The organism is Acinetobacter sp. YH12208 (assembly GCF_013418055.1).
Lineage (GTDB): Bacteria > Pseudomonadota > Gammaproteobacteria > Pseudomonadales > Moraxellaceae > Acinetobacter > Acinetobacter pseudolwoffii.
In genome coordinates this window covers 1-14,588 of sequence record NZ_VPCT01000004.1, presented here as the reverse complement: position 1 = coordinate 14,588, position 14,588 = coordinate 1, and the positions used below count along the sequence as shown (strand labels likewise).

Below are 14,588 nucleotides of genomic sequence, written 5' to 3'. Positions count from 1 at the left end.
CGAATTATTTTGGTTCAATCGGCTCAAAAGGCGTAACTACATCGGCATTTTGCGCACGATGACGCATAAAGTGATCCATTAGCACAATCGCCAGCATCGCTTCTGCAATTGGTGTCGCACGCACGCCCACGCAAGGATCATGACGGCCTTTGGTCAACACGTCTGTATCTTCACGATCGATATTAATGGTTTTACCCGGAGTAGTGATTGAAGCCGTTGGTTTCAGTGCAATTGCGACACGAATGTCCTGACCACTAGAAATACCGCCTAAAATACCACCGGCATGGTTTGCCAGAAAACCGTCTGTTGTTAACTCATCACGTGTTTCATGACCAAATTGCTCAGCGACGCTAAAACCATCGCCAATTTCAACGCCTTTGACCGCGTTAATCGACATCATGGCATGCGCAATATCTGCATCTAAACGATCGAAGACCGGTTCACCCCAACCCACAGGTACTTTAGACGCAATAATTTCAAGTTTTGCACCGCAGCTGGTGCCTTGTTCACGTAGTGAAGTCACGAGCGCTTCAAAACGTGGCACGGCATCAGCATCACCACAGAAGAATGGATTATTTGGCACTTCATTCCAGTCCAGTTTTTCTGCTTTTTCAGTACCAATTTGTGTGACATGGCCACGAATTTCAATGCCAAATTTCTCTAACAGGAATTTCTTGGCAATGGCACCCGCTGCCACACGCATCGCTGTTTCACGCGCGCTTGAGCGGCCACCACCACGATAATCACGGAAACCGTACTTCTGGGTATAGGTATAGTCTGCATGACCCGGACGGAAAGTTTGCGCGATATTGCCATAATCTTTCGATTTCTGATCCGTATTACGAATCAAGAGCCCGATCGATGTTCCAGTGGTTTTACCCTCAAACACACCAGAAATAATTTCTACTTCATCCGGCTCTTTACGCTGGGTGGCAAATTTCGATGTACCCGGCTTACGACGGTCCAAATCTTTTTGCAAATCGGCTTCACACAGCTCAATACCCGGTGGAACCCCATCAACGATGGCCATCAGGCCCACACCGTGAGATTCACCACAAGTCGTCACACGGAACAGTTGCCCTATACTATTACCTGCCATGTCACACGACTCCTTATGCTTGAATAGACTGAATGAATAAATCGCGGTAAGTACGGCATTGCTGTGCAGTGAGTGCAAAGATACCTGAACCACCTTTCTGGAATTGTAACCAGTAGAAATCGACTGAATTGAAGTTCTGTTTCATCGCCCATTCCGAGTTACCGACTTCAATGACAATAAGACCGTCTTCAGTCAGGTAATCTGCAGCTTGTGCCAACATTTTACGTACAAGGTCCAAACCATCCTGACCCGCAGCCAATGCCATTTCAGGTTCGTGATGGAACTCATCGGGAAGATCAGCCATATCTTCTGCATCCACATATGGTGGGTTCGATACGATTAAATCATATTGATTTTCAGCAGGAATTTTTTCAAACAGGTCAGACTCAAGCAAGGCCACATTAAACTGTTGGTTATGATGTTCACAGTTAATTTGTGCTACTTCTAAAGCATCCTTAGATAAATCAGTGGCATCGACTTCGGCTTCCGGAAAAGCATAAGCCAGAGCAATCGCGATACAACCTGAACCTGTACACATATCTAAAATACGGCGAGGCATTTTTGGATCTGGATTTTCAGGTAGATTGTTTACCCCTTCACGCGCCTGATAATTTTCATCCAGACAGTAAGGTGCAAAACGATTTTGAATCAGTTCAGCAATCGGTGAACGTGGAATCAGTACACGCTCATCCACGTAATAAGGTTTATCGTCAAAGTAGGCTAAATTCAATAAATATGAAGTTGGCATACGCTCATTGATACGGCGCTCCAACAATCCTAAAAATTCAGCTTTTTCACTTGGGAGTAATTTTGCCTCGAGAATTTCAGCATCCGCTTTCCATTCCAATGACATACTTTGTAATACCAATGCTGAACTTTCAGCAAAATAATCTTCTGTACCTTGGCCTAAGTGCGCATCATATTGACGTAATGCTGTCACACCAAAGCGGATAAAATCACGAATTGTGCTTAGGTTTTCAGCGGCTTCCTGAATATGTTCAGGGCTAATAGTCGGTCGATCCACGTAGGGCGTCTCCAAGGTCATTTTTTTAAACGCCTTATGATACCTTGTTTTGCCTGCTTTTATAATGCTAAAAGTATGAAAAACACGAATTCTCTAGGCTCATAAAAATGATAAAATTCGTGTTTTTTTACCCAATCCTCAACCTGTCATTCTAGTTTTTTCAGAGCAAGTTCAGACAATTCAAACTATGCCTCATGTGGTGATTTATCGTGAACCTGGTGCATAGGAGCGGGATTGATAAAGATTTGCCTGATCCATAATCAAGGCCAGCATACATTGACCTTGTTGCTGTTTGGCATATTTTCCAGACACTCTTAAATTACATTGCTGCGACAGTTTACGTTCCCAAAGCACATGCTGACTGCGGATGGCCGCGGTCTGATTCGGATTCAGCTTTAGATAATTTTTATAGCTTTTCTTCAGACGTTTGTTGTGTAGTTTCAGCTCTTTCTTTAGGCATTTCTCTGCTTTAGCGGTATTACCATAACTAAAGTTCATACACTGCGAATATTCCTTGGAATATCCTACAGCAGCCTGAGTCTGAACTGCACTACCCGCAAAAACTGCAACCAAAAACCATGCAAGACGCATAAAATCCCCTTTACCTAAACTGGTATAATTCCAATAAATGTTTAACAATCAATATTGTTTAAATTATCCATGAATATTAACGCAGTCCTTGCAAAAATCCTATGTATTTCTCCGGCAGCAAATTAAACAGTTGTGCAATTGAAAACTGGCATATCACCCACATATAATCCGAATTAAATCTTCAAACGAGCCCGGTCCTATGAGCTATAAGCACAATAATCTTATGGCGATGCGCCAAAATTACTGGAATGACCAGGTTTCCGGTCAGGTGCAGCAAGAAAAAGTATTTTTGCAGTCAACTTTAATCCAGCATGGTGTATTTAGCAGTGCCACACTGGACGATGCCAAATATCTGTTTTTTGGTTTGCCAAGTATTGTGATTGTAAAAGGCTATGCTTTGGGCTTTATGCACGACAGTGTCCAGCACCTGATTCATCAACATATTCAAACAAATAAACAACAGTTACAACAACGATCTGAATTAAAAATCCAATTTCAAATGGCATAATGCCCTGTCTAAACTGATACAGGCTGGTGAATAAATGAAAGCTTGCCTAGCTTTTACTATGAATTCAGCGGCTTAAACTTTTTTAATACGTGCAGAAGCGCTAATATCCCCTACAATGATTTATTCTGCTTCATGCTGATGATGAAAGGATTGAGTTTACATGTCAGATCAGAACGATAAGCTTAAACAACTGAAAACCTCCTCTATGGATCGACGCTTATCGATCGCAAAGGCATCCTTGCTGGCAGGCACGCGTTGGGCGGCTTCCAGTGCAGGCTCCATATTTTCGAGTGAAGAAGAAAAAGAAAAGAAACGTAAAAAGGCCATGAAAGAGCAGGCGGATTATCTGGTTGCAGAAATTGGTAAGCTCAAAGGTTCAATCGTTAAAATCGGCCAGATGATGGCGCTGTATGGCGAACACTTTTTGCCAGAAGAAGTCACACAGGCTTTAAATACGCTCAACAACCAGACCGTGGCACTGGCTTGGCCAGCGATCAAGACACAATTACAGCAGCAGCTCGGTGCAAAGCTGAATGATCTCACCATTGATCATGAGCCTTTGGGCACTGCATCTTTAGCCCAAGTCCATCGCGCCACCCGCAAATCTGATGGCATGGAACTGGTCTTAAAAATTCAGTATCCCGGTGTGGCAGAAGCCATTGATTCAGATATGAGCCTATTTAAAAACATGCTCAAACTGACGCGTCTGGTGCCGCAAACCCGCGAGTTCGACCAGTGGTTCGATGAAGTCCGTGAGATGATGCATCGTGAAGTGGACTATCAGATTGAAGCAGATACCACACGGCGTTTTGCGGCACGTTTAAAAGACGATCCGCGCTATATCGTGCCGATGATTATTGATGAGTATTGCTCTGATCGCGTGCTGTGCATGACTTTCGAACGCGGTGTGCCGATCAATAGCCCAGTAATGTTGTCTCTGCCACAAGAACGCCGCAACCAGTTGGGTGAAGCATCGTTAGAAATTGCCGTACGTGAAATTTTTGAATGGGGTGAAATGCAGACCGATCCGAACTTTGGGAATTATCTGGTTCGTCTGGGCAATGGCGAAGATATTCCTGACAAGATTGTCCTGCTCGACTTTGGTGCCATCCGTCAGTTTGACCAGCATTTGCTCAGCGTCGCGCGCAATCTGATTCAGGCCGGTTATCATCACGACTCAGACATGATGGTCAAAGCCATGACCGGTTATGAGTTTTTTGATTCAATTCCGCAAAGCATCAAGCCGGATATGGCCAAGGTCTTTTTACTGGCCACTGAGGCTTTTAGCTCACCGTTGAATAATCAGGAGCTACCAGCTAATGTGATGGATCAACATAATCGTTATGACTGGAAAAAAAGCCAATTGCATAGCCGTGTCATGCAACAGGCTTCAAGATCTATGGCTTCGCGTTATTTCAGTGTTCCACCCAAGGAATTTATGTTTATTAGTCGTAAATTCATCGGTGCATATACCTTTATGACCGTGATTGATGCCAAAACCAATGTGCGTGCCATGATCAAAAATCACCTTTGATACCCTAATAGACGCTACATAGAAACCCGGATGATTTTGTCATCCGGGTCAATTTTTATTCAAAAATAATTTTTTCTTTTTTTTAATTATATTTTCATAAACTTAGCTTACCATCTATTAACTTTTAATAACTTAAAAATTGTCAATCATTCATGTCAGCGATGACATGGTTTTTTCTTGGCGTGCATGTCAGCATGAATAAAATAACGTGACAACACCCATAGGATAATCAAAATGAATAATATGGTGAACAAAGCTCAAGGATTTGGCTTGTCCATGCTGACCAAAATTGCGGGTAGCGAAATATTAGATCAATTAAAGCTGCGTAAATTTATAGAAAAATCCCTGTATCAAAGTTCCAAAGCAGGATTTAAAACCCTGAGTCAAACCCAGAAAATCCTGAAATCTGGCCAGAACATTCAAAAACAGCGTCTCCCCCCTCAATCTAAAGCACTGTTTGATCTAAACCTGTCTGTAGAACAGCAACTGACCTGCGATGCGATGCAGAAATTTGCTCAAGAGGTACTTTATCCATTGGCGCATGCTGCCGATCAGCAGGAAATATTTCCGTATGAACTGTGGCAATATAACACCGATCTCGGTCTGAATTTCTATGCCTTGCCCGAAGCTTTAGGGGGTATCGCCTGCGAACAGAATATTGTCAGTAATATTTTAATTGCACAACATTTGGCTCGCGGGGATTTCAGTTTGACTGCCGGTTTACTGTCTAGCTTTAGTGTGATCAATGCCATTACCCGCTGGGGTTCAGAGCAGATTCAGGCAAAATATCTTGGTGCTTTCGCAGAAAATCCAGAGCTGAAAGCAAGCTTTGCGGTACAGGAAGAAACCGCCGCATTTAATCCGTATCAACTAAAAACTCAAGCGATTGCTCATCAGGCGCATTATCTGATTAGCGGTGAAAAGACCTTGGTCATGCTCGGAGAAAATGCGGATCTTTATCTGGTCAGTGCCGATCTAGACGGAACACCTGAGGTCTTTGTGGTACAACGTGACCATAGCATTACTGCAAAAAAATCCCCTGCCATGGGTCTAAAAGCAACTGAAAGCGTCACACTTCAATTTAAAAATACACCAGCGCAGCGTTTGGGTGATGATGATTTCGATTATCATACTTTCGTTGATTTAGGCAATTTGATGTGGTGTGCCATGGCCGTCGGCACTTGTGAAGCCGTGAAAAAATACTGCATACAATATGCCAATGAACGGACTGCCTTTGGCGAGCCCATTTCCCATCGTCAGAGTGTCGCTTTTATGATTGCCGATATGGCGATTGAAATTGATGCCATGCAGATGCTGATTTTCAATGCTGCCAGTCTGGCTGAATCCGGCCAACCTTTTCATCGTGAAGCTTATCTGGCACGTTTACTCTGCGCAGAAAAATCCATGAAAATCGGTACAGATGGCGTGCAGATTTTGGGTGGTCATGGCTTTACCAAGGAACATCCGGTCGAACGCTGGTATCGAGACCTCAGAGCCACTGCGATTGTTCATTCTGGCCTACATGCCTGATCGGAGAATAAAGAGCACTATCATGAATCTACAAAATCCAAAAAAATTCAGACTCCTGATTGATCAAGCGCATGAAGTTGCACTCAATGTACTCCGCCCTATTTCGCGTAAATACGATAAGGCTGAACACACTTATCCTAAAGAGCTGGATATGCTGGCCTCCATCGTAGATGGCATGAATCAAGGCAGTGAAGGTATGAATGCGGGCGCAGCAGTGAATAAACGGGGCGAGACTGACAGCAGCAATAAAAATGGTATTAATATGTCTACTGCCCTGAGTATTATTGAAATGTGCTATGGCGATACGGGTTTATTGCTGTCTATGCCACGTCAAGGTTTAGGAAATTCAGCTATTGCAGCGGTGGCAAATGAAGAACAGCGACAACGTTTTCATGGGACTTGGGCAGCCATGGCGATTACCGAACCTGGTTTCGGCTCAGATTCCGCTGCAATTCGCACCACTGCGACCAAAGATGGTGATGACTATATTTTAAATGGTGAGAAGATTTTTGTGACCTCTGGGGAACGTGCCGATGCGGTTGTGGTCTGGGCAACATTAGATAAAAAACTGGGACGATCGGCAATTAAATCATTTGTGGTGACCAAAGGTACGCCCGGAATGAAGGTTGAACGACTGGAACATAAGTTAGGAATTAAAGCTTCGGATACTGCCACGATTCGCCTGATCAATTGTCGAGTACCTGCGGCAAACTTGCTCGGTCATGCAGAAATCGATGTTGCCAAGGGCTTTGCCGGTGTAATGGAAACCTTTGATAATACCCGGCCATTGGTCGCTGCCATGGCAATTGGCTGTGCCAAAGCCTCGCTGGAACGTATCAAGGAAATTTTTAAGGATCAACTGGATTCCAGTTATGTCACGCCCTATTTACAAAGCTCCAATATCGCTGCACAAATCTATCGCATGGAAGCAGAATGGGAAGCTGCGCGCTTGCTGATGCTCAAAGCGGCGTGGATGGCAGATAATCATAAACCGAATTCACGTGAAGCATCTATTGCAAAGGCCAAAGCTGGACGTATGGGGAATGAAATCACCTTAAAATGTGTAGAATTGGCAGCTGCGGTAGGCTATAACGAAACTGAACTGTTGGAAAAATGGGCACGTGATTCCAAGATTCTGGATATTTTTGAAGGTACCCAGCAGATTCAACAACTGATTATCGCCCGACGCGAACTGGGTAAATCTTCGAGTGAGCTAAAATAAAACTTTATCGAAGGAAAATTGAACGAAAAAGATGGCTTTTTTAAAGTTTTCGGACTATAAAAATTCCATCTTCTTTTATGTCATGTGCTATGTATTCTATTCGTCCCATTCAGCCTCAAGATAATGCTCAAATTGCCAAGATTATTCGTGACGTTTCCATGGAGTTTGGTCTGGCAGCGGAGTCCGGTTTCGCTGTAGGTGATTCAATCCTGGATCACCTGTATGACGTATATCAACAGCCAAATTCTGCCTATTGGGTCATTGTTGATGAACAGGATCAGGTCTATGGCGGTGGTGGTATTGCTCCACTACAAGGTGATCACAATATTTTAGAAATACAGAAAATGTATTTCCTACCAGCCATTCGTAGATATGGCTTTGCAAAACAGATTTTGAATTTGGCCTTTGATTTTGCCCGACAACATAAATTTGAACGGATTTATCTCGAGACTACCAAAAATCTTTGGCAAGCGGTGAAGCTGTACGAGAACTTAGGTTTTGAGCATCTGGATCGGCCTGAAGGCGACACTGGCCATAGTCAAGCCTGTGAAGTCTGGATGCTTAAAAACCTAGCCTAATCGATGTCGATCCTCATCTTATCCATAACACCAAGAAAAGCCTTAAATAAATATCTATTCCAACCGGCTTTTCTTTGATCATCTCTTCATAAATCATCCATGATTCAAGTAGATCTACTTTGACTTTGTAAACAAATCATATAATTTCTTGACGATTTTTATACATCTTCCTAAGATCAGTTTAATTTTAAAAATACATGGAAGCTGAAAGTTGTTAGGCAAATTTTCTGTTAGAAAAAACTTATTATTACCAGTATTCAATAGCACAATTTTTAAAATTGGGCTGCTTGGTCTAAGTACCGTGTTATTTAGTGCCTGTTCTTCTCTCGGCGGCAATTCTTTAGAAAAACGTTCTGCTCAACTGTCTAAAGGAATTCAGACAGCCTACGGTGTTCCAGCAACCACAGCAACTCGCGTTTCACCTTTGATTATTCAGAATGCAGAAAAAAATCGTCTGGATCCATTACTTGTAGCAGCCGTAATTCGTCAGGAGTCAACTTATCGTAGCCAGGTGGCTTCACATGCTGGAGCTGTTGGCCTCATGCAAATTATGCCAAGATATTGGCAAGCGACTTGTGGTGATGATTTATATAATGAAGCTATAAATATTTCATGTGGTAGCCATATTCTTTCTCGTTATCATGAATCCAGTGGTAGCTTAGAAAAAGCACTGGGCTATTATAATGTAGGTCCGACTGCCTATGAGAAAAACCGTAAAATGCGTAAGCAAGGCAAACGTTATGCACAACAAGTGAAACAGCATAAAAAAGATCTGAAGAATGTAATTTAATTTATCTTTAACATAATGCTTGAATCAGTTTAAAACTCCTGAAATTAAACTGATTCATCTTTTATCGGCTATATTGATTCTGAAAACGTTAAAATAATGCAAAACCCATCACATATTTGTTTTTTCATTTAATTTGGGGAAGATTAATATTTAACCAATCAACTTTATACCTATATATTAAATATCAACATATAAAATATAATTTTATATATCTAGCGAAAAACTATATTTAATTATATTTCATACATTTATTTGTAAGCGTCCGCTGAACACACCTTATGAATTCATCCTATAAGCCTTAATTTAGTCCCCACTTAAAAACAAGTGGGGACTTAAATTTATGACTACAAATAATCAGACATCCATCGCATCTCTTGCGAAAAAACGAAGAACATACAGTGCTGAATTTAAACAGCAGATCGTTCAGGCTTGTAAAACACCGGACGTTTCAATTGCTTCGGTCGCTTTGCAACATGGATTGAATACAAATCTTGTATCCAAATGGATTCGCTTAATTGATGGTAAGCCAGGGAATGATCGCTCACCACTACCGAATAAACCTGCATTTATTGCCTTATCTTGCTCTGCACCATTAGATCCTATTCCTACTGACATGTTAACGGTTCAAATTACTTTACCCCACTCAAAAGCAGAAATTGGCTTGAAATGGCAAGTATCAGAAATATCTGCTTTAGCAGAATTACTCAAGGCACTTGCAACATGATCCGCATTGATGAAATCTGGCTTTCTACCCAACCTCTGGATATGCGAGCAGGGATGGATACTGTCATGGCTCAGGTGGTGAGAGCCTTTGGCTACATCAAACCGCATTGCGCTTACCTGTTCTGTAATAAACGTGGCCATCGCATGAAAGTGATGGTGCATGATGGACTGGGCATCTGGCTCTGTGCCCGGCGTTTGGAACAGGGAAAATTCCACTGGGCTAAAGTTCACCAGGGTGAAAACGTAGCTCTCAGTCCAGAACAGTTACAGGCACTCATTCAGGGTTTGCCCTGGCAGCGCATTGGACGACAGCAAGTGGTGACGATGCTTTAAACCAGGCTGTTCCATTCTGCTATTCTCCAAACGTTCTATTTCATTCTTCTCATGACCTCAGGCATACTGCGGTCATGAATACGCTGCCTGACTTAAGCCAACTGACCCATGAACAACTGCTGGAATTTACCCGGCAGTTGGCGATGCAGCATCAGTCTCTGGCACAATCAAATCAAGAATTAGAAAAATCAAACCAGCAATTGGATGCCAAAGTTCAGCATCTTTCTATTCTCAATCAAAAATACGAGCATGAACTGGCGCTGTTTAAAAATCATAAATTCGGCAGTAAAAACGAACATCTTACCGCAAAACAAATCCATCTATGGGACGAAGCGGTCGAAGAAGATATTGCCGCTGTTGATCTGGAATTAGAACGATTAAATGCAGGTAAAACTGATGCATCCGCGCAGAAAGCCACAGTCAACAAACCTAAACGTCGACTGCTGCCAGATCATCTACACACCATCCGTATTGAGCATGAACCTGCATCAACCCAATGCAGTTGTGGCTGCCAGTTACGTCGTATCGGCGAAGATATCAGTGAAAAACTGCATTTCAGACCGGCACAGTTCTACAAGGAACAGCATGTCCGTGGCAAATGGGTCTGTGATCAGTGCGACACTCTGACTCAGCAAGCGATGCCTGCCTATGTGATTGATAAAGGCATTGCTTCACCTGAATTGCTCAGCCATGTGCTGGTATCGAAGTATGCCGATCATTTGCCGCTGTACCGTCAGCGCCTGATCTATCAGCGGGCGGGCATTGATCTGTCCAGATCCACTTTATCTGACTGGATTGGTCGCTGCGGTGTGGAACTGGAACCTCTGGCCAATGCCTTAAAACAGGTGGTGTTGCAACAGCGGGTAATCCATGCCGATGAAACGCCGGTCACCATCATGCGGATGGGTGAGAATGAGAAAAAACCGAAGAAAGGTTATGTCTGGGCCTATGCCACCACACAGTACAATCCAGTTCAAGCGGTGATCTATGACTTTCAGGATAGTCGTTCAGGTCAGCATGCTGAAGCGTTCCTGAATGGCTGGCAGGGTCATCTGGTCTGTGATGATTACAGTGGTTATAAAGCACGCTTTAAATCAGGCCAGGTCATTGAGGTGGGCTGCATGGCACATGCACGTCGTAAATTCCATGAACTGCATGTGACCGGGAAAAGTCAGATCGCTGAACAGGCATTAGTGCTGATTCAGAAACTGTATGCCATAGAAGCAGAACTCAGGAAAAAGACCGATGGTACAGCAGAACATCGCCGCGAATACCGGCAACAGCATAGCCAACCGGTGATGCAACAACTGTATGAATGGCTCAACCAACATTATCTGGCGGTGCCATCGAGTTCTCCAACTGCCAAGGCGATCAATTACAGCCTAAAACGTTGGCAGGCACTCTGCCGCTATCTGGATGATGGCAATTTGCCTATAGATAATAACTGGATTGAAGTGCGACACGAAGTCGCTTAATGAAGTTGTTCCCCCTGCGGGAACCACCCGTGTCACCGGGTGAATCTAGAAGGCTGAATAAAGAGCGCCTTCGACAATGTAACGAGGCACCGCAAGGTGCGGGGTATCAATCGTGAGAGGCGTACCCTTCTGGCAGCCATAGCCGGACAAGGGCTAGATAATCGGTATGGTGAACACATGTGAATCTGCGTAACGATCGTTAAGTTGAACGAGCGGAAATGGCTGATACGCTCGAACCAAAACGGTAATGGAGGTGGAAATTGCGTCTTTCGATTACGCATTCGTGACCCATACGCCTCCCGGTCGATAGCAGGCACCTAAGCCGATGTACTTCAGTAAGCGGAACGTGGAAATCCCGTATTACTCCCATTGGGAAAGCAGTTTGCAAAAACTGCCCATGGTGATGCGGGCGAAGGAACGAGGAAAAAGCGAATGCCAGTCTGTAATGGGTTGGATAGAGGTTGAAACATTACCCCACGCGAAAGCGGGCTGACGTCCTTATGGTCTCTCATCACAAGAGAGTGTGTAGAACCCTTTTAATGGAGGGAGAGCAAATGAATGCAGCAGTATCAGCGTGTGCACCTTCCAGCACATCGTGGGACAGCATCGATTGGATTGCTGTACAGCGTCATGTCAGAGGGCTGCAAGCGCGTATTGTGAAGGCGGTACAAGACGGCAGGCATAACAAGGCGAAAGCTTTGCAATGGCTGCTGACTCACTCGTTTAGTGGCAAAGCATTGGCCGTCAAACGAGTGTCTGAAAACAAAGGCAAAAACACGGCTGGGGTCGACAAGGTGACTTGGAATACACCCAAGGCCAAGACCGGTGCGATGATGTCGTTGAAGAGGCGAGGTTACACGCCCCTTCCGCTTCGGAGAGTCCTTATTCCGAAGAAAAATGGCAAGATGAGACCTCTCGGGATACCCACGATGAAATGCCGGGCCATGCAGGCGCTCCATCTGCTGGCTTTGGAACCCATCGCGGAGACCATCGCTGATCGGAACTCTTATGGGTTCAGACCGCAACGCTCAACCGCGGATGCTGCAGCACAGTGCTTTGGTGTGCTGTCAAGAAAAGTAAGTGCGGAGTGGGTGCTAGAGGGTGACATTCAAGGCTGTTTCGACAATATCAGCCATGACTGGATGATCGCCAACCTCCCAATGGACAAGGTGATTCTACGGAAATGGCTCAAAGCCGGTTACGTCTACCAAAGCAAGCTGTTTCCCAGTCTTTCCGGAACACCGCAAGGAGGTATTATCTCCCCGGTGCTGGCCAACATGACCTTGGACGGACTGGAAACGATGCTGGCGAAGAGGTTCTCTAACGCCAAATGGACAGGCAAAAAGCTGCAACTGGTACGGTATGCGGATGATTTCATCATCACGGGGTATTCTAAAGAGTGGCTCGAAAATGAAGTTCGTCCTGCCGTGGTTGAATTTCTGGCGCAGCGCGGTCTCGTGCTCTCTCAGGAAAAGACCAAAATCACGCACATAGGGAACGGGTTCGATTTTCTTGGCTGGAACGTACGTAAGTACAACGGCAAGCTACTGATCAAGCCGTCAAAGGCAAACATCAGTGCTCATCTTGACAAGCTGCGAGCATTAATCAATGCAAACAAAGCGACACGACAGGCCACTTTGATCGGTTTGCTCAACCCGATTCTAAGGGGTTGGGCCAACTATCATAGTCATGTCGTTGCCAAGAAGGTTTTCAACCAGGTAGACAACGCAGTGTGGGAAATGCTCTGGCGATGGGCTGTACGTCGCCACCCTCGCAAGACACTCCGATGGGTCAAAGATCGGTATTTCAAAGTACAAGGAGCGCGTCGATGGGTGTTCTCATGTGATGAACAGTCCGCCGATGGTCGGAAGCGACAATACACATTAGTGTCTGCCTCGGACACGCCAATTGTGCGACATATCAAGATCAAGGCTGCTGCTAACCCTCATGACCCCGCATGGGATGAGTACTTCGAATCCCGATGGGGTAAAAGAATGCTGGTCTCCGCAAAGGGGCGAGCCAAGCTGTATCGGGTGTGGCTAAAACAAGGTGGTCGCTGCTGCGCCTATCTTAAACCAGTCACCAAAGATACACCATGGCACAGCCGTCATATTGTGAAGCTAAGTCATGGTGGAACGGATGCAGTTGCTAATCTTGAGATTTACCATCTGTATTGTCCGAGGAGTGTTCAGTTTGCCAATGTCAACGATGTATAACCGGGTGCCGAATGGCGCCTTAGCAGAGGCTTGAGCCGTGTGCTGGGAAACTCGCATGCACGGTTCTTAGGGGGTTGGACGTAGGTAACTGCGTCTGACTACCCGACAATCAGATGCGCCCCTGGGCGTTGGGACGTAAGAACTGGCTGTTTGCTGGCTCGCTGCGCAGCGGCCAATATCATGACTTTAATCCAGTCAGCAAAGCTGAATGGACTGGATCCGTATGCCTATTTAAGTGATGTGCTGAAAAGGCTGCCGACGCATAAAGTGACCCAAATAGAAGAATTACTGCCACACCGCTGGAAATCCGACCAAAATTAAAAAATAGGCATGGGATTCAGCGGACGCTTACATTACTCTAACAATTTCTATTCTAATATCTAAATCATGCCAGTAACACCTAAGAAAGCTATCACAGGATTTATTAAATAAAGACCTAGCACTTAGTCCTATTCTAACTATCTTGATAGCTAAACTTGAACATATCTCAATCATTTTTTGAAAAGCTTGAGATTTAAATAATAACTTGATTATTTTAAATACACAAAAAAACACCCCCTGCTTATGCAGGGGGTGTTTCGAATAATGAGCTGGCGATGACTTACTCTCACATGGGTAACCCCACACTACCATCAGCGCTAAGAGGTTTCACTTCTGAGTTCGGGAAGGGATCAGGTGGTTCACTCTTGCTATTGTCGCCAGCACAACTGTTTATGGACTTGTTCGGGTCTTATTTAACTGCTTTGCAGTGTATGCCGTACTTCGTACCAAATAGAATACATTAACAGGTATATCTGAGTTGAATATTGTCTTACTAACGAGATACTGAATCAAGTCGTTTTGCTGAATATCGAATCAATTGATGCTTAATACAACAACTGTTTGGGTGTTGTATAGTCAAGCCTCACGAGCAATTAGTATTGGTCAGCTTCACATATCACTATGCTTCCACATCCAACCTATCA

General features: G+C 44.4%; 12 protein-coding genes, 1 rRNA gene and 2 pseudogenes. 11 read left to right on the top strand and 4 right to left on the bottom strand.

Annotation, left to right across the window (positions count from 1 at the left end):
- Positions 1-4: 4 nt before the first annotated feature.
- The 3 genes from aroC to FTU95_RS05470 form a co-directional block, all read right to left on the bottom strand.
- On the bottom strand, positions 5-1,099 hold the full coding sequence (gene aroC, locus FTU95_RS05480; protein ID WP_074382718.1) for a chorismate synthase: 1,095 nt from the start codon (positions 1,097-1,099) through the stop codon (positions 5-7).
- Positions 1,100-1,112: 13 nt separating this feature from the next.
- On the bottom strand, positions 1,113-2,123 hold the full coding sequence (gene prmB / locus FTU95_RS05475; RefSeq protein ID WP_034609000.1) for a 50S ribosomal protein L3 N(5)-glutamine methyltransferase: 1,011 nt from the start codon (positions 2,121-2,123) through the stop codon (positions 1,113-1,115).
- Between the two features lie 204 nt (positions 2,124-2,327).
- On the bottom strand, positions 2,328-2,714 hold the full coding sequence (locus FTU95_RS05470; RefSeq protein ID WP_005097047.1) for a hypothetical protein: 387 nt from the start codon (positions 2,712-2,714) through the stop codon (positions 2,328-2,330).
- 199 nt (positions 2,715-2,913) lie between these two features.
- On the opposite strand from FTU95_RS05470, the gene FTU95_RS05465 reads away from it, so the two are divergent.
- From FTU95_RS05465 to FTU95_RS05415, 11 genes and pseudogenes are all read left to right on the top strand, one after another.
- Positions 2,914-3,222 (top strand): hypothetical protein, encoded by a 309-nt coding sequence (locus FTU95_RS05465; protein ID WP_005097049.1) that lies wholly within the window; start codon positions 2,914-2,916, stop codon positions 3,220-3,222.
- A 160-nt stretch (positions 3,223-3,382) separates the two neighbouring features.
- Positions 3,383-4,756: an AarF/ABC1/UbiB kinase family protein gene (locus FTU95_RS05460; protein WP_180077793.1), complete on the top strand. Its 1,374-nt coding sequence runs from the start codon at positions 3,383-3,385 to the stop codon at positions 4,754-4,756.
- A gap of 234 nt (positions 4,757-4,990) precedes the next feature.
- Complete coding sequence (locus FTU95_RS05455) at positions 4,991-6,286, top strand: acyl-CoA dehydrogenase family protein (protein ID WP_074382715.1); 1,296 nt, start codon at positions 4,991-4,993, stop codon at positions 6,284-6,286.
- Positions 6,287-6,308: 22 nt separating this feature from the next.
- Positions 6,309-7,508 (top strand): acyl-CoA dehydrogenase family protein, encoded by a 1,200-nt coding sequence (locus tag FTU95_RS05450; RefSeq protein ID WP_005097053.1) that lies wholly within the window; start codon positions 6,309-6,311, stop codon positions 7,506-7,508.
- 89 nt (positions 7,509-7,597) lie between these two features.
- The gene (locus FTU95_RS05445; RefSeq protein WP_100328563.1) at positions 7,598-8,086 is read left to right on the top strand and encodes a GNAT family N-acetyltransferase; all 489 of its coding nucleotides are present in this window, start codon (positions 7,598-7,600) and stop codon (positions 8,084-8,086) included.
- A gap of 211 nt (positions 8,087-8,297) precedes the next feature.
- Positions 8,298-8,876, top strand: coding sequence for a transglycosylase SLT domain-containing protein (locus FTU95_RS05440; RefSeq protein WP_005097055.1), 579 nt, complete (start codon positions 8,298-8,300; stop codon positions 8,874-8,876).
- Positions 8,877-9,216: 340 nt separating this feature from the next.
- Entirely contained in the window at positions 9,217-9,600 is a 384-nt protein-coding gene (locus FTU95_RS05435) for a transposase (protein WP_180077791.1), read from the top strand.
- Entirely contained in the window at positions 9,597-9,932 is a 336-nt protein-coding gene (gene tnpB, locus FTU95_RS05430) for an IS66 family insertion sequence element accessory protein TnpB (protein ID WP_180077790.1), read from the top strand. Before FTU95_RS05435 ends, tnpB begins: the two co-directional genes overlap by 4 nt.
- Before the next feature lie 74 nt (positions 9,933-10,006).
- Positions 10,007-11,386, top strand: a pseudogene (locus tag FTU95_RS05425) (IS66 family transposase); the annotation flags it as partial.
- A 575-nt stretch (positions 11,387-11,961) separates the two neighbouring features.
- Positions 11,962-13,623, top strand: coding sequence for a group II intron reverse transcriptase/maturase (gene ltrA, locus FTU95_RS05420; RefSeq protein ID WP_180077788.1), 1,662 nt, complete (start codon positions 11,962-11,964; stop codon positions 13,621-13,623).
- Positions 13,624-13,727: 104 nt separating this feature from the next.
- Positions 13,728-13,944, top strand: a pseudogene (locus tag FTU95_RS05415) (transposase domain-containing protein); the annotation flags it as partial.
- A 267-nt stretch (positions 13,945-14,211) separates the two neighbouring features.
- Here the strand turns inward: FTU95_RS05415 and rrf are convergent.
- A 5S ribosomal RNA gene (gene rrf / locus FTU95_RS05410) occupies positions 14,212-14,326 on the bottom strand.
- Positions 14,327-14,588: the final 262 nt, after the last annotated feature.